16 protein-coding genes and 2 pseudogenes are annotated in these 17,795 nt (G+C 71.2%); 2 read left to right on the top strand and 16 right to left on the bottom strand.

The window, feature by feature from the left end:
- Positions 1-57 precede the first annotated feature (57 nt).
- Positions 58-417 carry a 50S ribosomal protein L19 gene (gene rplS / locus AC1DYG_RS14800; RefSeq protein WP_477640621.1) on the bottom strand — a complete coding sequence of 120 codons (360 nt, stop codon included), beginning with the start codon at positions 415-417 and terminating at the stop codon, positions 58-60.
- Positions 418-717: 300 nt separating this feature from the next.
- Here rplS and AC1DYG_RS14795 point away from each other — a divergent pair, with 300 nt between their 5' ends.
- Entirely contained in the window at positions 718-1,476 is a 759-nt protein-coding gene (locus AC1DYG_RS14795) for an ABC transporter permease (protein WP_477640620.1), read from the top strand.
- A 45-nt stretch (positions 1,477-1,521) separates the two neighbouring features.
- Positions 1,522-2,322, top strand: a complete 801-nt coding sequence (locus AC1DYG_RS14790; protein WP_477640619.1) for a ceramidase domain-containing protein — start codon at positions 1,522-1,524, stop codon at positions 2,320-2,322.
- On the opposite strand, the gene trmD is transcribed toward AC1DYG_RS14790, so the two are convergent.
- The 15 genes and pseudogenes from trmD to AC1DYG_RS14715 all read right to left on the bottom strand — a co-directional run bounded on the left by trmD (position 2,306) and on the right by AC1DYG_RS14715 (position 17,660).
- Positions 2,306-3,526, bottom strand: a complete 1,221-nt coding sequence (trmD, locus tag AC1DYG_RS14785; RefSeq protein WP_477640618.1) for a tRNA (guanosine(37)-N1)-methyltransferase TrmD — start codon at positions 3,524-3,526, stop codon at positions 2,306-2,308. The two genes, AC1DYG_RS14790 and trmD, sit on opposite strands and share 17 nt — an antisense overlap.
- 15 nt (positions 3,527-3,541) lie before the next feature.
- Positions 3,542-4,084, bottom strand: coding sequence for a ribosome maturation factor RimM (gene rimM / locus AC1DYG_RS14780; protein ID WP_477640617.1), 543 nt, complete (start codon positions 4,082-4,084; stop codon positions 3,542-3,544).
- A gap of 156 nt (positions 4,085-4,240) precedes the next feature.
- A complete protein-coding gene (locus AC1DYG_RS14775; protein WP_140741550.1) occupies positions 4,241-4,483 on the bottom strand; it encodes an RNA-binding protein in 243 nt (80 codons plus the stop codon).
- 122 nt (positions 4,484-4,605) lie between these two features.
- Positions 4,606-5,124, bottom strand: a pseudogene (gene rpsP / locus AC1DYG_RS14770) (30S ribosomal protein S16); the annotation flags it as partial.
- Positions 5,125-5,478: 354 nt separating this feature from the next.
- Entirely contained in the window at positions 5,479-7,050 is a 1,572-nt protein-coding gene (locus AC1DYG_RS14765) for an SDR family NAD(P)-dependent oxidoreductase (RefSeq protein WP_477640616.1), read from the bottom strand.
- Positions 7,050-7,514 (bottom strand): RrF2 family transcriptional regulator, encoded by a 465-nt coding sequence (locus AC1DYG_RS14760; protein ID WP_477640615.1) that lies wholly within the window; start codon positions 7,512-7,514, stop codon positions 7,050-7,052. The genes AC1DYG_RS14765 and AC1DYG_RS14760 overlap by 1 nt, the downstream gene beginning before the upstream one ends.
- Before the next feature lie 97 nt (positions 7,515-7,611).
- Positions 7,612-7,938 (bottom strand): TOBE-like domain-containing protein, encoded by a 327-nt coding sequence (locus AC1DYG_RS14755; RefSeq protein WP_477640682.1) that lies wholly within the window; start codon positions 7,936-7,938, stop codon positions 7,612-7,614.
- Positions 7,939-7,968: 30 nt separating this feature from the next.
- Positions 7,969-8,622, bottom strand: a pseudogene (locus tag AC1DYG_RS14750) (sulfate/molybdate ABC transporter ATP-binding protein); the annotation flags it as partial.
- Entirely contained in the window at positions 8,619-9,425 is an 807-nt protein-coding gene (gene cysW / locus AC1DYG_RS14745) for a sulfate ABC transporter permease subunit CysW (protein WP_477640614.1), read from the bottom strand. The gene cysW and the pseudogene AC1DYG_RS14750, both read right to left, overlap by 4 nt.
- On the bottom strand, positions 9,422-10,315 hold the full coding sequence (gene cysT, locus AC1DYG_RS14740) for a sulfate ABC transporter permease subunit CysT (protein ID WP_477640613.1): 894 nt from the start codon (positions 10,313-10,315) through the stop codon (positions 9,422-9,424). The genes cysW and cysT overlap by 4 nt, the downstream gene beginning before the upstream one ends.
- A gap of 3 nt (positions 10,316-10,318) precedes the next feature.
- The gene (locus AC1DYG_RS14735; RefSeq protein WP_477640612.1) at positions 10,319-11,416 is read right to left on the bottom strand and encodes a sulfate ABC transporter substrate-binding protein; all 1,098 of its coding nucleotides are present in this window, start codon (positions 11,414-11,416) and stop codon (positions 10,319-10,321) included.
- 222 nt (positions 11,417-11,638) lie between these two features.
- Positions 11,639-12,727, bottom strand: coding sequence for an amidohydrolase family protein (locus tag AC1DYG_RS14730; protein WP_477640611.1), 1,089 nt, complete (start codon positions 12,725-12,727; stop codon positions 11,639-11,641).
- A 41-nt stretch (positions 12,728-12,768) separates the two neighbouring features.
- Complete coding sequence (locus tag AC1DYG_RS14725; RefSeq protein WP_477640610.1) at positions 12,769-13,599, bottom strand: alpha/beta fold hydrolase; 831 nt, start codon at positions 13,597-13,599, stop codon at positions 12,769-12,771.
- Positions 13,596-15,206, bottom strand: a complete 1,611-nt coding sequence (gene ffh / locus AC1DYG_RS14720; protein WP_477640609.1) for a signal recognition particle protein — start codon at positions 15,204-15,206, stop codon at positions 13,596-13,598. The genes AC1DYG_RS14725 and ffh overlap by 4 nt, the downstream gene beginning before the upstream one ends.
- 78 nt (positions 15,207-15,284) lie before the next feature.
- Positions 15,285-17,660: a [protein-PII] uridylyltransferase gene (locus AC1DYG_RS14715; protein ID WP_477640608.1), complete on the bottom strand. Its 2,376-nt coding sequence runs from the start codon at positions 17,658-17,660 to the stop codon at positions 15,285-15,287.
- Positions 17,661-17,795 lie beyond the last annotated feature (135 nt).

Here is a 17,795-nt window from a genome sequence, read left to right as displayed (position 1 = left end):
AACCCTCAGGGCTGTGCCGGCGTGTGCCGGGACACCTGAGGGAGAGATGGGTCCGCCCTACTTGGCGGTAACCGTGTCGCGCTTCTCCTTGATCTTGGCAGCCTTGCCGCGCAGGTCGCGCAGGTAGTAGAGCTTGGCGCGACGGACGTCACCACGGGTGACCAGCTCGATGTGGTCGATGATCGGGGTGTGCAGCGGGAAGGTGCGCTCCACGCCGACGCCGAAGGAGACCTTGCGGACGGTGAACGTCTCGCCGATTCCACCACCGTGGCGACGGATCACGACGCCCTTGAAGACCTGGACGCGCGAGCGGGTGCCCTCGACGACCTTGACGTGCACGTTGATCGTGTCACCGGCGCGGAAGGCCGGGATGTCGTCGCGGAGGGAGGCCTTGTCGATCGCATCGAAACGCTGCATGGCGGATTCGCTTTCTTCTCGGCGCCACAGGTCGCCCAGGGTGTTGGTGGTGCGTGATGAATGTGATGGCGTGCATGAGACGTGCTGTGCGCCGTGTGCGTCACTGGCCGCGTGGCCGGAACACTGCCCGGTCACTCCCCCTGTGGCAGGGGCCGCTGGTCACGCAGGCGCAAGGAGTCATTCTGCCACGAGCAGACGCCCCTGCAGAAATCGTCTCGCTGCGCTCGTCCCCAGCACGGCGCGTGGGTATGCCGCGTGGCTGGGCCACGCGCCCGGGACACGCGGCATACGGTGACGCTTGTGAGCATCGACCCCGGGTGGCCCGTCGCGATCGCCCTGACGCTCCTGCTGGCCCTCGCGCTGGCAGCACACCGGGTGGCGGGGTACGACCTCGAGCGCCCGGTCCTGGTCGCGGCGGTGCGGGCCATCGCCCAGCTCGGGGTCGCGGCCCTGCTCATCGCCGCCGTCGTGGACAGCCTGCCGCTGTCGGTCGCCCTGATCGGGGTCATGTTCGCGATGGGTGTGCTGACCACCTCGCGGCGGGTCGAGGCGCCGCGTGCCTGGCGGTGGGCGGCGCTGGCCATGGCCGCCGGCGTCCTGCCCGTGGTCGCAGTCGTCCTCGGCACGGGGACCATCCCGCCCGAGGGCATCGCGCTCATCCCTGTGGTCGGCATCATCGTCGGCAACGCCATGACGGCTCACACCCTCGTGGGCCGCCGCGCCTTCGCGGCGCTGCGCGAGGAGCACAGCCAGTACGAAGCATGTCTGTCCCTCGGCCTGCTCCCCCGCCAGGCCGTCCTCGAGATCGTCCACCGCCGCGCGCCCGAGGCGCTACTGCCGGGGCTCGACCAGGTGAAGACGACCGGTGTCGTGACACTGCCCGGCGCCTTCATCGGCGTGATGCTCGGCGGCGGGACCCCGGTGCAGGCCGCCACTGCCCAGGTGCTGGTGCTGTTCGGGATCATGGCCGCCCAGACGGTGACCGTCCTGGTCGCGGAGCGACTCGTCGCCAGCCGGCGACTCGTCCCCACCGACCTCGCAACCGCCCTCGTCGACTGAGCCGACGGACCTCCCCGGCCGGCCACGCGGCGGCATACTCACGGCATGCCACCGGACGAACTGCGGGATCTGCGGGCATTCGCGCTGGCCTGCACGGTGGCGGTCGTCTCGGTCACGCTGCTCGGGCTCGCCACGGTCAACGGCTGGCTCGGCCCGGACGTCGGCCGCGGCGACCGGTTCTGCGAGGCCGCCCGCGACGGGGTCGTGCTGCAGCCCGCCAACACGCTCAGCAACGTCGGGTTCGTCATCGCGGGTCTCGCCATCGCGTGGCGGGCCGGGGCTCCCCGCACCACGATCCTGGCCAAACCGCGCCTCGCGGCGGCCTTCGGCGTGGTCGTCGTGCTGCTCGGGCCGGGCAGTGCGGCGATGCACGCCACCCAGAGCGCCCTCGGCGGCCACCTGGACCTGCTGAGCATGTACCTCGTCGCGGCGTTCGCCTCGTCCTACGCCGTGACCCGCTGCCTGCACCGCGGTGACGGCTTCTTCGCGGGTCTGTTCGTCGCCGTGGTGGGCGTCTGCGAGCTCGTCGAACGCCTCCCGGGGCACGTGCCTGTCGTCGACATCGCCGCCAACCTCGCGTTCGGGGCGTTCCTGCTCGTGGCCCTGGCCGGCGAGGTGGTCCTGTGGCGCCGAGGCGCCTCTCACCGGGACATCCGCTGGGGTTTCGCGTCGGCCGGCGCACTGGCCCTGGCCTTCGGGATCTGGAATGTCGCCAAGGACGGGACGCCCTTCTGCCACCCGGACTCGCTCCTGCAGGGGCATGCCGCGTGGCACCTGCTGTGCGCGGTGGCGGCCTACGCGGTGTACCGGCTCTACGCCAGCGAGCGGGTCAGCGGCGCGGCTTGACCAGGTCGACGGTGCCCGGGAAGGCGCCCTCGCCCGGCTGCACGCGGTAGCCCGCCTTGCGGTAGATCCGCAGGTTGCGTTCGCTGCGGGTGCCGGTGTTGAGCCAGTATGCCGCCGTGCCCGTCGGCGCCTGCGCCTCCGCGAACGCGAGCAGGGCACGACCCAGTCCGCGCCCCTGCAGGTCTGGGGCCACCATGAGCCGGCCCACCTGCCACAGCGTGCTTTCGGTCGGGGCGCGGCGACCCCGCACCGACCCGACCAGACGTCCGCCGGCGCGGACGGTCCAGGTCTGCCACTCGGCGATGCCGGCCACGACCTCGGGCAGGGTCTCGACGAGCGGCGGGATCGTGAGCGAGTCGTTGGCCTGCGCCTCACTGAGCCAGCAGGCGCGGCCCAGGGTCATCAGCTCGGGGGCATCTGCCGCAGTGGCGACAGCGACGTCCAGTCCGTCCAGCCCGTCTGCGCCGGCCGATGCGTGCACGGCCTGGGACGCGTGCAGCAGGTCGGGACGGCGGGCCGCCGTGCGGTCGAGCCGCTGCTGGTGCCGCCACGCGGCGATGGCGCCGTGGTCACCGGACAGCAGGACCGCAGGCACCTCGCGGGTGACGCCCGGAGCGGACTCCCAGGACGCCGGCTTGGTGTAGACGGGGTACTCGAGCAGACCGTCCTCGTGGGACTCCTCGACCAGCGACTCGGCGTTGCCGATGACGCCCGGCAGCAGCCGCGCCACGGCCTCGACCATGGCCAGCACCGCTACCTCTCCGCCGTTGAGCACGTAGTCCCCCAGCGAGATCACCGACACCTCGAGGCCGAGGTCCTGTGCGGCGTACTCGTAGACGCGTTCGTCGATACCCTCGTATCGGCCGCAGGCGAATGCCAGCCACGGCTCCTCGGCGAGCTCGCGCGCCAACGCCTGCGTGAACGGCATACCTCCCGGACCGGGGACGACCACGCGCGGGCGCGCGCCGTCCTCGGCCGAGTCGACCACGTGGTCGAGCGCCTCGGCCCAGGGCTGTGGCTTCATCACCATGCCGGCGCCGCCGCCGTAGGGCGTGTCGTCGACGCTGCGGTGCCGGTCGTGGGCGAACTCGCGCAGGTCGTGCACCCGCAGGTCGAGCAGCCCGTCGCGGCGCGCCTTCCCGATGAGCGAGAGGTCGAGCGGTGCGAGGTACTCCGGGAAGATGGAGACGACATCGATGATCACGAGTTCACGCTGCCGTCATTCGGCGTTGAGCTCGAGCAGTCCGGGCGGGGCATCGACGACGACGCGGCCGCCCTCGACGTCCACCTCGGGCACGATGGCCTCGACGAACGGGACGAGCGCCTCGGACCCATCGGTCAGTCGCAGCACGAGCTGGTCCTGGACCGCACCGGTGCGCAGTCCGCTGACCTCCCCCAGGACGGCGCCGTGGGGGTCGACTGCCGCGAGACCCACGAGCTCGTCCTCGTACCACGCGTCGTCCTCGTCCTCCGCCACCGCCGCCTCGGCGTCGATGAACAGCCGGGTGCCGCGCAGGGACTCGGCTCCCGTGCGGTCCGGGATCTCCTCGAAGCCGAGCAGCCAGGTCTGCTGGTGCAGCCGGGCCGAGCGCAGGGTCAGCGACTTCGGCACCCCCGAACCGGCGACTGCCTCGGTCTCGTACGCCACGCCGGGGACGTACCTCGCCTCGGGGTCATCGGTGTGGGTCTGGACGGTCACCTCACCGTGCAGGCCGTGCGGCTTGCCGATGCGGGCGACGAGGAGTCTGGAGTCGGCAGGCATGGGTTGATCCTCTCAGGGGTTGCGAGGCTGGCACGACGAAGGGGCAGCGGGAGGCACCCCGGGCTGGTGGGAAGTACCACGGGCTGGTGGGGACGCACGAAGGGCCACCGGGTAGCCCGGTGGCCCTTCGTGACTGCGTCAGCTGTCGACGGAGCGTCAGCGCACGCGGTCGGTGTCGACGATGTCGACCCGGACGTTCTGGCCGCCTGCCAGCGCACCCATGACGGTGCGCAGGGCGCTTGCGGTGCGACCGGAGCGACCGATCACGCGACCGAGGTCTTCGGGGTGGACCCGGACCTCGAGCACCTCACCACGGCGGAGCTCCTTGCGTCGCACGGCCACCTCGTCCTTGTGGTCGACGATGCCCTTGACGAGGTGCTCGAGCGCCTCTTCCAGCACGGTCAGGCCTTGTCCGCGGCGTCGGCGTCGGCCTCGGCGGCCACGGGGGCCTCCTCGGTCTCAGCCTTCGCGTCGTCAGCCTTGGGGGCCTCGTCAGCAGCCTTGGGCTCCTCGACGGCGACCTCTGCGGCCTCGGCCGGGGCCTCGACCTTGGCCTCGTCGGCCTTGTCAGCGTTGTCGGCCTTGTCGGCCTTGGCGGGCTTGTCCTCGACCTTGGCGGTCTCGGCCGGGGCCTCGTCAGCCTTCTTGGCGGCCTTTTTCTTCGGGGTGGTGGCCCCGTCGGCGCCGGCCTCGGACTTGCCCGCCGCGGCGATGGCCGCGTCGTACAGCTCCTTCTTGGACGGCTTGGCAGCCTTGACGCGCAGGGTGCCCTCGGTGCCGGGCTCGCCCTTGTACTTCTGCCAGTCACCGGTGATCTTGAGCAGAGCGGCGACGGCCTCGGTCGGCTGCGCGCCCTGGCCCAGCCAGTACTGCGCCCGGTCGGAGCTGATGTCGATGACCGAGGGCTCCTCGGTGGGGTGGTACTTGCCGATCTCCTCGATGGCCCGGCCATCGCGCTTGGCGCGCGAGTCCATGACGACGACGCGGTAGAACGGAGCATGGATCTTGCCCATGCGCTTCAGACGAATCTTGACGGCCACGGTGGTGGTGTCTCCTGTTTCTGGTTGTGAGCACGGCGAGACCGCGCAGGATTCACGCGGGGTACCGGAACTCGGTGTAGGCGTTCCAGCCAGGAGGCTCCGGTGCGGGACCGAGCCCGTGCCTGGACGGGTACAGCCCACCATTCTGCCAGACCCTCGGCGTGCTCCCGACCACGGCGACCTCGCCGGCCAAACGGGCCTGAGCACCACGCGACGGTATGCCGCGCACTCACCCGCCTGCGCGGCTCCCCCCGACTTGTTGCTCTCCGCTGGTCACCAGACCCCCGATCCGGGTGGTTCGTGACGACCAGCCGGCAACACGTCGCCGCTCCCCTGCTTGGTGGTCTCCCGCCGTCACCAGGGGCTGGGTTCGAAGTCCTTGACGAAGCAGCCGTAGACGTCCTCGCCGGCTTCGCCCCGGACGATCGGGTCGTAGACGCGGGCGGCCCCGTCGACGAGGTCCAGCGGGGCGTGCCAGCCCTCGGCGGCGATGCGCAGCTTCTCGTGGTGCGGGCGCTCGTCGGTGATCCAGCCCGTGTCCACGGCGGTCATCAGGATCCGGTCGGTCTCGAACATCTCCCCCGCGCTCGTGCGGGTCAGCATGTTCAACGCCGCCTTGGCCATGTTGGTGTGTGGGTGGCCGGCGCCCTTGTAGCGGCGCGAGAACTGGCCCTCCATGGCCGACACGTTCACGACGTAGGCCCGCCTGGCACCAGCCGCCACCGCCGCCCGCATCGACGGCCGGAGCCGCGAGACGAGGATGAACGGGGCCGTCGCGTTGCACAGCTGCACCTCGAGCAGCTCGAGCGGGTCGACCTCCTCGACCTTCTGCGTCCACGAGTTGTTGACCTGGGTGTCGGGCAGCAAACCCCCGGCGTCGACCGCCGTCCCGGCGAGATGGGCCTCGAGGCTGGCGTGGCCGGCGGACAGTGCCATCGACGTCATCGACGCGGCCGAGCGCTGGGCGAGCGCCTGCGCCGCCTCGCGCTCGGACTCGCCCTCGTGGTGCGCCACCTTGTGCTCGCGCAACGTGCCCAGCAGGTTGGCGGGGTGGGCCTCGCTGATCCGGTCGAAGGTGACCAGCTCGGGCAGCGCGATGTCTCCCGGGAGCGGGACCGACTCCCCCTCGACGAGGTGGGAGTAGGCGCCTGGGGTGCGGCGCACCGTCTGGGCGGCGTTGTTGATGAGGATGTCGAGCGGGCCGGCGGCGGCGACCTCGTCGGCCAGGGCGACGACCTGGGTGGGGTCGCGCAGGTCGATGCCGACGACCTTGAGCCGGTGGATCCAGGAGTGTGAATCCTCCTGTGCTGCAAAGCGTCTCGCCGCATCGTGCGGGAACCGCGTGGTGATGGTGAGGTGGGCGCCGTCCCGCAGCAGCAGGAGCGCGATGTACATGCCGATCTTCGCGCGCCCGCCGGTGAGCAGGGCTCGCTTGCCCGTCAGGTCGGTGCGCTGCTCACGCTTGGTGTGGCTCAGCGCCGCGCAGTCGGGGCACAGCCAGTGGTAGAAGGCGTCGACGAGGGTGTACTCCGCCTTGCAGATGTAGCAGTTGCGCGCCTTGAGGAGCTCGCCGGCGTGCGCGCCTCGCGTCGTCGACACGAGCGGGATGCCCTTGGTCTCGTCGTCGATCCGCATCGGGGACCCGGTGGCGGTCTGAGCCAGGATCGCCTCGTCGTGGTCGACCTGGGGTTGCTTCGCCTCGCGACGCCGGGCCTTGCGCACCCGCTTGTACATCCGGCCGGTGGCCCGCTTGACGGTCTGGATGTCGGGGTGGTCACCGTCGAGCTCGGCGAGCTCCTCGAGCACCCGCAGCGCGGTCGCGAGGTCGTCCGGATCGATCCCCGGTCCGACGTCACGCGACGGGTCGGCGAGCGAGCGGTGCGCGGCGTGCTTCCCGGCCGGGTGGTCCGAGTGGTCGTGCGCCATCAGCGGCTGCGCCAGGCGTCGGGGTCGGCGGCGAGGGCCGCGACCCGCTCGGGGAGGTTGCCGGAGAGGACCGCCGCGAGGCTGGTCTCGTCGAGCACCGAGCGCAGGCTGGCCCGCACGGCCACCCAGACGGTGGGCAGGTGCTCGGCAACCCCCTGGTATGCCGTCTCGTGCGGCCGCAGCCCCCTCACCTCTGCGAGTGGCCCGTCCACCGCACGGAACACGTCGCCGAGGGAGATGTCCCGCGGCTCGCGGGCGAGGGAGTAGCCGCCGCGAGCGCCCCTCGTGCTCCTGACCAGATCGGCGGTCTTGAGGTCGGCGACGATGGCCTCGAGGAACTTGCGCGGCAGGGTCTGCCGGTAGGACAGCGTCTCGACGCTCACCGGGCCGGCTGACATCGTCGCCGCCTCGGCGAGGATGAGCATGGCTCGGACCGCGTACTCAGTGCGTGCCGAGATGTCCACCCGGGCATTGTGTCGCACCCCCCGCCACTGGAGGCACTGGGACCTGCGCGGCAGCGTGAGGCCGTGCACGGCATACCAAGGTTGGGGGGGCGCCCGCTCAGATGGCGAGGGCCGGCTCGACCTCCGCCGCGTCGGGCCGCGTCGTCGCTCGGGCGAAGACGGTCTCGCCCTCGACGAGGCCGAGGGCATCGGCCTCGGCGCGGGTCACCTGCGCCGCGAAGCGCACGCCCGCATCTGTGCGCAGGTCGATCCGCACCTCGAAGCCGAGGCGCACGACGCGTTCGACGACCGCTTCGACGACGCCGGGCGAGCCGCCGACCCGGGCGTCCTGGGCCTGCGCACGTTCCCGGCTCCGGTCGAGCGCGATGTCGTGGGGACGGACCAGCTGGCCGCCGAGGCGGGCCACCGAGCCGAGGAAGGACATGACGAAGTCGTTGGCAGGGCGGTCGTAGAGGGTCACGGGGTCGCCCACCTGCTCGATGCGGCCCTTGTTGAGCACCGCGATGCGGTCGGCGACGTCGAGCGCCTCCTCCTGGTCGTGCGTGACGAGGACTGTCGTGACGTGGACCTCGTCGTGCAGCCTCCGCAGCCACTGGCGCAGGTCCGCGCGCACCTTGGCGTCGAGGGCACCGAAGGGTTCGTCGAGCAGGAGCACCTCCGGGTCGACCGCGAGGGCTCGGGCGAGCGCCATCCGCTGGCGCTGCCCACCCGACAGCTGCGCGGGGTAGCGGTGCTGGAAGCCGTCGAGCCCGACGATCTCGAGCAGGTCGTCGACCTTGCGCGCGATCTCGGCCTTGGGCCGCTTGCGGATGGTCAGGCCGAAGGCGACGTTGTCGCGGACCGTCATGTGCTTGAACGCGGCGTAGTGCTGGAACACGAACCCGATGCCGCGCTTCTGCGGGGACACCCCGGTCACGTCCCGCCCGCCGATGACGATGCGTCCGCCGTCGAGCTGCTCCAGCCCTGCGATCGAGCGCAGCAGCGTCGACTTGCCGGAGCCACTCGGCCCGAGCAGGGCGGTGAGCGAGCCCGCCGGGATGTCCAGGGTCACGTCGTCGAGGGCGGCGAAGTCGCCGTAGTGCTTGCGGGCGTCGATGACGGTGATCATGTGGTTCTCCTCTTGCGGTCGAGCGCGGTCATGCCGAGCAGCGTCAGCACGGCCAGGCCCATGAGCAGGGTGGCCGCGGCGTAGGCGCCGTAGGTGTTGTGGTCGTCGATGTAGCGGGAGTGGACCAGCAGGGTGAGCGTCTGGGAGACCCCCGGGAAGCCGGAGCTGACCATGATCACGGCGCCGAACTCCCCCAGCGCCCGGGCGATCGTGAGGACGACGCCGTACGTGAGTCCCCAGCGGATCGCCGGCAGCGTGATCCGCCAGAACGTCTGCCACGAGCTGGCACCGAGGGTGGACGCGGCCTGCTCCTGCTCGGTGCCGATCTCGTGGAGCACCGGCTCCACCTCGCGCACGACGAACGGCAGGGTGACGAACAGTGTGGCGATGACCATGCCCGGCAGCCCGAAGATGACCTTGAAGCCGAGCCGTTCGAGACCGCCGAACCAGCCGTCAGCTCCCCAGAGCAGGATGAGCGACACCCCGATGACGATCGGCGACACCGCGAACGGCAGGTCCACGACCGCCTGGACCAGGCCCCGTCCGCGGAACCGTCCACGCACCAGGGCCAGCGCCGTGCCCACCCCGAACACCACGTTGAGCGGCACCACGATCGCCACGATCAGCAGCGACAGGTTGAGCGCCGAGATCGCCGCGGGTGTCCTGATCGACTCGAGGAACGCCCCCACGCCCTCCCCGAACGTGCGCACGAGGATGAGCACGATGGGGACGGCGAGCAGGAGCACGAGGTAGCCGAGCGCAACCGTGCGCAGGCCGATCCGGGCGGCAGTGGAGGTCTTCACTGGGCCTCCTCCTCGCGGCGCAGGCTGCGCCCGGCGAACAGGCGCAGCACGAACAAGGTGGCGAACGCGATCACCAGCAGCGCGACGGACACCGCGGCGGCGTTCAGTGGTCGGTCGATCTCGATCTGCTGCTGGATGTACTGCGAGGCGACCTGGGTCTCGCGTGGGATGTTCCCGCCGATGAGCACGACCGAGCCGTACTCCCCGATCGCGCGCGCGAACGCCAGTCCGGTGCCGCTGATCAGGGCGGGGGCCAGGGTCGGCAGGACGACCCTGCGGAAGGTCGTCCAGTTCGACGCTCCGAGGGAGGCCGCTGCCTCCTCGACCTCGCGGTCGGCCTCGATGAGGACCGGCTGCACCGACCGGACGACGAACGGCAGCGTCACGAAGGCCAGTGCGACGATGAGTCCGGGCTGGGTGGCGTTGAGGTGGATGTGGAGCGGGCTGTTCGGCCCGTAGAGCGAGAGCAGCACGATGCTGGCGACGATGGTGGGCAGGGCGAAGGGTAGGTCGATCAGGGCGTTGACGACGCGCTTGCCCCGGAAGTCGTCGCGCACCAGCACCCAGGCGATGAGCGTGCCCATCACGGCGTTGACGACCGCGACGACGGCAGCGACGAGGACGGTCACGCGCAGCGAGGCGAGGGCGACCGGCGCGGTGACGGCCTCCCAGAAGCCGCCCACCCCCTCGCCGAGGGAGGTGACGGTGAGCGCCGCGAGCGGGAGCAGGACCAGAACGCTCAGCCACAGGCCCACCAGGCCGATGCCGAGAGGTCGCGCGAGGGGTCGGGCGAGCGAGAGTCGGTCACGAGGGGTGTCTGCGCGCGGCGGCAGGGACGCCACCCCGGAGGAGGTGTCGTCCCTGCGCGCGCGCTGCGTGGTCGCGGTCATGGCCTACGACGTGGCCTTGTCGTAGATGACGGCGATGGAGCCGGTCTCCTTCTTGAAGAGCGTGCCGTCGATCGTCTTCCAGCCACCCAGGTCGTCGATGGTCCAGAGCTTCTGGGGCGCCGGGAAGTCGGCCGCGAACTCCTTGGCCACCGTCGGGTCGACCGGGCGGAAACCTGCCTGGGCCCAGAGCTTCTGGGCCTCCGGCGTGAAGAGGTAGTCGTTGAAGGCCGTGGCCTTCGCGAGGTTCGGGCTCTTGCTCAGGACAGCGGTGGGGTTCTCGATCTTGAAGGTGGTCGGCGGCGTGACGTGCTCCACCGGGTCACCGCTGCGCTCGGCGAACAACGCCTCGTTCTCATAGCTGAGCAGCACGTCGCCGGTGCCCTGCAGGAACGTCTCGGTCGCCTCGCGTCCCGACTTCGGCTGCACCTTGACGTGGCCCGTCACGAGCTGCTCGATGAAGGCGAGGCCCGCCTTGGGGTCCTTCCCGCCGTCGCTCTTCGCGGCATACGGCGCCAGCAGGTTCCACTTGGCGCTGCCCGAGCTGAACGGGTTGGGGGTGACCACCTCGACACCCGGCTTGAGCAGGTCGTCCCAGTCCTTGATCCCCTTGGGGTTGCCCTTGCGGACGATGATCGTGACGACCGAGCCGAACGGGATCCCCTTGTACTGGTTGGCGTTCCAGTCCTTGGCGACCAGCCCCGCGTCGACGAGGCGGGTGATGTCCGGCTCGACCGAGAAGTTCACGAAGTCGGCCGTGGCTCCTGCCGCCACCTTGCGCGACTGGTCACCCGACGCGCCGTAGGACTGCTGGAACTGCACGCCCTTGCCGGCCGCGGTCTTGGTGAACGCGGGGATCACCTTGTCGTAGCCGACCTTCGGCACGGCATACGCGAAGAGGTTGATCGTTCCCGTCTTGGCGGCGGCATTCTCGGCGTCCGCGGCGGCACCCACGGTGTCGCTGGCTCCGCCACCGGCACAGGCCGTCATCACCATCGCGCCGACGGTCGCGGCGGCGGCCAGGGCGAGGCGGGGGTGACGACGGGTCGACTTCATCGGGAGCTCCTTGGTTGCCGTGTGGCGGTGGATGCGCACCGTGCGCATCTCCTATGTGACAACTAGGAGTTTGGATAGCAATTAGTTATCGGTCAAATAACGTAGCCTTATGTCTCGCATCGTGGAAAGCCGCTCCGGTATGCCGCGACGCACCACCCCATGCCCCCGTCACCTTTATCGGGTTTAGGGACTTTGTTGCGCTTGACCCGAGAACGCAACTCGGGCGAAGCGCAACTTTCCCCCTAAACCCGATAAAGGGGAGGCGGGGGGTCAGGAGAAGTCGCGGCCTCGCAGGACGACGTGCTCGGGGGCCGCGAGCGCACGGATCTCGAGCCGCGGGTCTGCCGCGTAGACCACGAGGTCGGCGTCGGCGCCCTCTTCCAGCCCCGGACGGCCGAGCCAGGCGCGTGCACCCCAGGTCGCGGCATACAGGGCCTCGTCGGTGGACAGCCCCGCCTTGGTCAGCTCGTGGGCCTCGTCCGCCACGAGGCCGTGCCGCAGCGAGCCGCCCGCGTCGGTGCCCAGATAGATGGGGATGCCGGCGTCACGGGCCGCGCCGATCGTGGCGTACCGGCGTTCGTGGAGCGCGAGCATCCGGCGGTGGTAGTCGGGGAACCTCTCCTTCGCGGGTGCGGCGACCGACGGGAAGGTCGCGATGTTGACCAGGGTCGGCACGATCGCGATCTGCTGCTCCGCGAACTGCGCGATGGTCTCGGCCTCCAACCCGGTCGCGTGCTCGATGCAGTCAGTGCCCGCCGCCGCGAAGTCGTAGAGCGAGGCCTCGCCGAAGCAGTGGGCGGTCACCCTGGCGCCCTCCTCGTGGGCGGCGGCGATCGCATCGGTGAGCACGTCGACCGGCCAGCAGGGCGTGAGGTCGCCGGCGTCGCGGTCGATCCAGTCCCCCACCAGCTTGACCCAGCCGTCACCCGCGCGGGCCTCGATCCGGACCCGCTCGACGAGCTGGTCAGGCTCGATCTCGTGGGCGTAGTTGCGGATGTAGCGACGGGTGCGCGCGATGTGGCGGCCGGCGCGGATGACCTTGGGCAGGTCGTCGCGCTCGTCGATCCACCGGGTGTCGGCAGGCGAGCCGGCGTCGCGGATGAGCAACGTCCCGGCCTCGCGGTCGGCCAGCGCCTGGGCCTCTGCGGTCGCATCGTCCACGGCGCCGTGGGCATCGAGCCCGACGTGGCAGTGGGCGTCGACGAGGCCGGGGAGGACATAGCCGCGCAGCGTCTGCACGTCGGATCCGCTCCCGCTCGGCCGGTCGAAGGTCAGCCGCCCGCCGACCACCCATGCCTCGGGGCGCACGTCCTCGGGTCCGACGAGGACCTCACCCTGCAGGTGCAGCACCGTTGCCATGAACCGACCCTATCCAGCGCCGCTCCGGTCTGGGTCAGGTGTCAGTGGGTCCCGGTGAGCGGCTGGACGAAGCGGCGGATCGCCTCGACGACGACCTCCGGCGCATCCGTGTGCACCCAGTGCGTCGCACCCTTGACGGTCAGCTGACGCACCTTGGGGAACATGGCCCGCATCGTCGGGAGGTCCTGGTCGGTGATGTAGGTCGAGTCCGAGCCGGCGATCCACAGGACCGGCCCGGCGAACGGCGGGAGCGCGGCGGCAGACTCGGGCCACGCCGCGATCGTCGAACCCGTTCCCGTGGCGGCATCGGCCGCGAACAGCTCGAGGTTGGCCTGCCAGCGCCACGACTCTCCGTGGCGCCGCAGGTTCTGCAGCAGGAACGCCTTCACGCCAGGGTCGGGTTCCTCGAAGCGTGCCTCGGCGTCACGCCTGCTGGTCAGCTCCCCCAGCGGCAGCCGTTGCATCTCCTCGATGTAGCCGCTGAACCGCTCCAGGCTGCCGTAGCTCTTGGGCGCGATGTCGACGACGACCAGCCTCGACACCAGCTCGGGGTGCTCGAGGGCGAGCAGCATCGCGGTCTTGCCGCCCAGGGAGTGCCCCACGACCACCCACGACGCGTCAGCGTCGATGCCGCGCAGGGTGTCGGCGACGGCCGCGGCATACCCCTCGAAGGAGAACTCCTGCGACCACGGGGACCGGCCGTGGTCCGGGAGGTCGACCAGGGTGCTGCGGGCGCCGCTGCCGTCGGGGCCGGCGAGCGCCTTGGCGATCTGCGACCAGTTGCGGCCTTGCCCGAAAAGCCCGTGGAGAAAGGCGATTCGCGGTCCCGCGGTGCCGACCGACAGGGTGTGCAGCGGTGCTGCGTGGCTCACCTGCCGAGGAACTTCTCGAAGCCTGCGGGCAGCTGGTTGGGGTCGAGGTCAGCAGGTATGCCGCCGTCCCCGGCGCCTCCCCCGAACGCGGCCCCGCCGCCGCTCGCCTTGACAGCCGCGCCCTTCTCGAGGGCTGCCCGCTCCTCGGCGGCCCGCTTGGCCGGGTTGCCGGACTTGGACTTCTTGCGCTGGGGCGGCTGCTGGCGGCCCTTCTTGCCGCCACCCATGCCCGGGATGCCGGGCATCCCCGGGATGCCGCCACCACGCGCGAGCTGCTTCATCATCTTCTGTGCCTCGGTGAACCGCTCGAGCAGCCCGTTCACCTCGGACACCTGCACACCCGAGCCCTTCGCGATGCGCAGTCGGCGCGACCCGTTGATCTGCTTGGAGTGGGTGCGTTCGAACGGTGTCATCGACCGGACCATCGCCTCGATGCGGTCGAACTCGCGCGGGTCGAGGTTGTCGAGCTGGGCCTTCATCTGGCCCATGCCCGGCATCATGCCGAGCATCGCCTTCATGCCGCCCATCTTCTTGAGCGCCGACATCTGCTGCAGGAAGTCGTCGAAGGTGAAGTCCTCCTCGGCGAGGAACTTGCGCTGCATCTCCTCGGCCTGGCTGCGGTCGAACGCCTTCTCCGCCTGCTCGATGAGGGTGAGGACGTCACCCATGTCGAGGATGCGCGAGGCCATCCGGTCGGGGTGGAAGACCTCGAAGTCCTTCACGCCCTCACCGGTGCTGGCGAACATGATCGGGCGACCGGTCACCGACGCGACGGACAGGGCGGCACCACCACGGGCGTCACCGTCGAGCTTGGAGAGCACGACGCCGGTGAAGTCGACGCCCGCCTGGAACGCCAGGGCCGTGTCGACAGCGGCTTGGCCGATCATCGCGTCGATGACGAACAGGACCTCGTCGGGCTCGATCGCCGTGCGGATGTCGGCAGCCTGCTGCATGAGGTTGGCGTCGACGGCCAGCCGCCCGGCGGTGTCGACGATGACCACGTCGTGCTGGGCGCGGCGGGCCTGCTCGATCCCGGCTCGGCTGACCGAGACCGGGTCGCCGAACGATCGCGTGCCCTCACCCGTCGGGCCGACGGCGTCGTGGCCCCCGATGTTGCCGCGCTCGGGAGCGAAGACAGGCACGCCCGCGCGCTCACCGACGACCTCGAGCTGGGTGACGGCGTTGGGACGCTGCAGGTCGGCGGCCACGAGGAGGGGGGTGTGGCCCTGCTCCTTGAGCCAGCGGGCGAGCTTGCCGGCGAGGGTGGTCTTGCCGGCACCCTGCAGACCGGCGAGCATGATCACGGTCGGCGGGTTCTTGGCGAACGCGATGGTGCGCGTCTGGCCACCGAGGATGCCGACGAGCTCCTCGTTGACGATCTTGACGACCTGCTGTCCGGGGTTGAGCGCCCCCGACACCTCTGCACCGAGGGCCCGCTCGCGCACGGCGTGGGTGAAGGCCTTGACGACAGGCAGCGACACGTCGGCGTCGAGCAGGGCGAGCCGGATGTCGCGGACCGTCGCGTTGACGTCGGACTCGGACAGCCGCCCCTTGCCCCGCAGGTTCTTGAAGGTGGCTGTCAGGCGGTCGGAGAGTGAGGTGAACACGGGCCCAAGGTTAATCGACCCGGGGTTGGGTGCCTGACACGCAGCCCTGGGTCCGCGTCAGGCACACCACCTCGTGGTCTAGGACGGCGCGGCCCCGTCGCAGGTGTCGATCACCATTGCCACCGTCTGCGCCACCTTGGCCGGCGACAGGAGCCGGCCACCGAACTCGGTGAGGTAGAACGTGTCCAGGGTCTGACCGGCATACGTGGCGATGTGCGCGGAACGCACCGACAGTCCGGCCTTCGCGAACCCGATCCCCAGCTCGTGCAGCAGGCCGGGACGGTCCTGGGCGCGCACCTCGATGACCGTCGCCTCCTCGGAGGCGTGGGGCACGACGAGGGCCCGCGCCTGGCCCGGCGACCCCGTCCCGGACTCGCCGCTGGGTCGGGCCGCGAACGCCCGGCGCCGCTCGAGGAGGCCCAGCGGGCCGCGGTCACCTTGCGCGAGCCGCTCGAGGCCACGCACGATCCGCTCCTCCTGGGGCGGCTCGCCGCTCGGGTTCTCCACGTGCCACTCGTTGGCGGCGACGCCGTCGATCGTGCGCAGGATGGCGGTGCGGACGACCAGCCCGTATGCCGCGAGCAGACCAGCCGTGTCGGCGAACAGCCCCAGCCGGTCACGGTCGAAGACGTCGATGCGGTAGGACCCGCCCTGCGGTCGGATGACGACCCGCGGCTCGCCTGCCGCCACCGACTCGAGGTCGGCCTGGTCGACGGTGGTGGTCTCGGCCTGCGGTGGCACGCTGCCTTCCTCCCAGCCCTTGCGGGCTCCTTCGGCGAGCTGGGCCAGGAGGGTCGCCCGCCAGTCGGTCCAGGCCTGCGGGCCGGCGGCGCTCGCGTCGGCCTCGGTCAGGGCGACGAGCAGGTCGAACACGTCGCGCGACCCGCCCACCGCGGCCCGGGCCGCGGTGACCGTGCCGGCGTCCTGGTGGTCGCGGCGGGTCGCGAGGTCGATGAGCGTGAGGTGCTCACGGACCAGCGTGGTGAGGACCTCGACGTCCGCAGCCGGGTAGCCCAGCCTCGTCGCGATGGTCCTGGCGAGGGGGGCTCCCGTGGCCGAGTGGTCGTGGGCGCCGCGGATCTTGCCGATGTCGTGCAGCAGCGCGGCCAGCAACAGCAGGTCGGCGCGGGTGACCCCGCGCACCAGTCCCCCCGCGAGGACGACGGTCTCGATGAGGTGCCGGTCGACGGTGTGGCGGTGCACGGCGCTGCGCTGCGGGCGGGAGCGCACGGCCGCCCACTCCGGCAGCCAGCGGTCGATGATGCCGGCCTGGTCGAGCCCTTCCCAGACGGCGATGAGGCCGGGACCGGTGGCCAACAGGTCGGCGAACAGGTCGCGGGCGATCTCCGGCCACGGCTCGGGCAACGTCGGCGCCTGACCGGCGAGGTTGGCCAGCGTGGTCGGGGCGATGGGCAGGTGGCTGCGGGCTGCGACGACTGCCGCGCGCAGGGGCAGGAGCGGGTCGGTCGACAGGGTGCTGCGCGGGCCGAGGACCACCTCACCGTCGTGCTCGAACATGCCGAACCCGAGGGGGTTGAGCTGCGGCCGCCGCGGCCCGACCCGCAGGGTGCGGGCCCTCTGGGACTGCCCGGCGCGGCGCACCGTGCCGTCGAGGGCGTAGGCGATGGTCCGGCCGGCGTCGGCGACCGACGTCATCATCTCGTCGGGGTCGCTGTGGCCGAGCAGCGCTGACACGGCGTCGTGGTCCTCACGGGTGAGCCGGTCGCGGCCGCGGCCGGTGACCACGTGGACGGCGTCACGCGCGTCGAGCAGGGTCTGGTGCGCCTCGTCCACCCCGACGTGGGGGCGGTCGGTGAGCCAGGCGGCCACGAGGGCACCGAGCACCGTCATGTCGCGCAGGCCGCCGTGGGCCTCCTTGAGGTCGGGTTCGAGGCTCTGGGCGAGCTCGCCGTGCCGGGCGTGCCTGGCCTTGAGGCTCTCGACGAGCTGCGGCAGCCGGCGACGGGCGTTCGCGCGCCAGTCGTGCGCGACGGTCGAGCGGGCGGCGGCGACCACCTCGGCGTCGCCTGCCACGCACTGCAGGTCGAGCAGGCCGACGGCCGCCGCGAGGTCGCCGGACGCGACGGTCCGGCACTGGTTGACGGTGCGCACGGCGTGGTCGAGCTTCACCCCGGCGTCCCAGACGGGGTACCAGACCCGGTCGGCCAGGCCGCGCAGGTCGTCACCGCTGAGCGAGCGTCCGTAGTGCAGCAGGACCAGGTCGACGTCGCTGAGCGGCCCGGCGTCACCCCGCGCGAGGCTACCGACCGCGGCCAGGGCGATCCCTTCGGTCGACCTGCCGTCGAGGGCCACCTTCCAGACCTCGCCGAGCCAGCCTCGGGTCAGGGTCGCGATGGCGTCGCGGCGGACCTGGCCCGCGCCGGGGGCGTCGAAGCCCCTGGCCCCCGCCAGGTCGAGGCGGCGGGCCGCCAGGTCGGTCTGCTCGATCGTCACGTGCTCCACCGTGCCCCTTCGACGTTTCCGAACGTGAGCCGTCGTGTTACGCCCGTGTTAGACGTATGCCGCGCACGGCCGCATCATCCTCGTGCCCTCCCCGCCCCGACTTCTGGCCGCCTGTGCTGGGTGCGG

It is taken from the genome of Pedococcus sp. P1_H8 (assembly GCF_056405175.1).
The sequence above is the reverse complement of the archived record's forward strand: the minus strand, read 5'-3'. Positions and strand labels throughout refer to the sequence as shown.

Bases quoted from the DNA above. Each gene is read 5' to 3' on its own strand.
- rplS (WP_477640621.1), bottom strand. From the start codon at position 417: ATGCAGCGTTTCGATGCGATCGACAAGGCCTCCCTCCGCGACGACATC.
- AC1DYG_RS14790 (WP_477640619.1), top strand. From the start codon at position 1,522: ATGCCACCGGACGAACTGCGGGATCTGCGGGCATTCGCGCTGGCCTGC.
- rimM (WP_477640617.1), bottom strand. From the start codon at position 4,084: ATGCCTGCCGACTCCAGACTCCTCGTCGCCCGCATCGGCAAGCCGCAC.
- AC1DYG_RS14765 (WP_477640616.1), bottom strand. From the start codon at position 7,050: ATGGCGCACGACCACTCGGACCACCCGGCCGGGAAGCACGCCGCGCAC.
- AC1DYG_RS14755 (WP_477640682.1), bottom strand. From the start codon at position 7,938: ATGTCCTTCCTCGGCTCGGTGGCCCGCCTCGGCGGCCAGCTGGTCCGT.
- cysT (WP_477640613.1), bottom strand. From the start codon at position 10,315: ATGACCGCGACCACGCAGCGCGCGCGCAGGGACGACACCTCCTCCGGG.
- AC1DYG_RS14735 (WP_477640612.1), bottom strand. From the start codon at position 11,416: ATGCGCACGGTGCGCATCCACCGCCACACGGCAACCAAGGAGCTCCCG.
- AC1DYG_RS14730 (WP_477640611.1), bottom strand. From the start codon at position 12,727: ATGGCAACGGTGCTGCACCTGCAGGGTGAGGTCCTCGTCGGACCCGAG.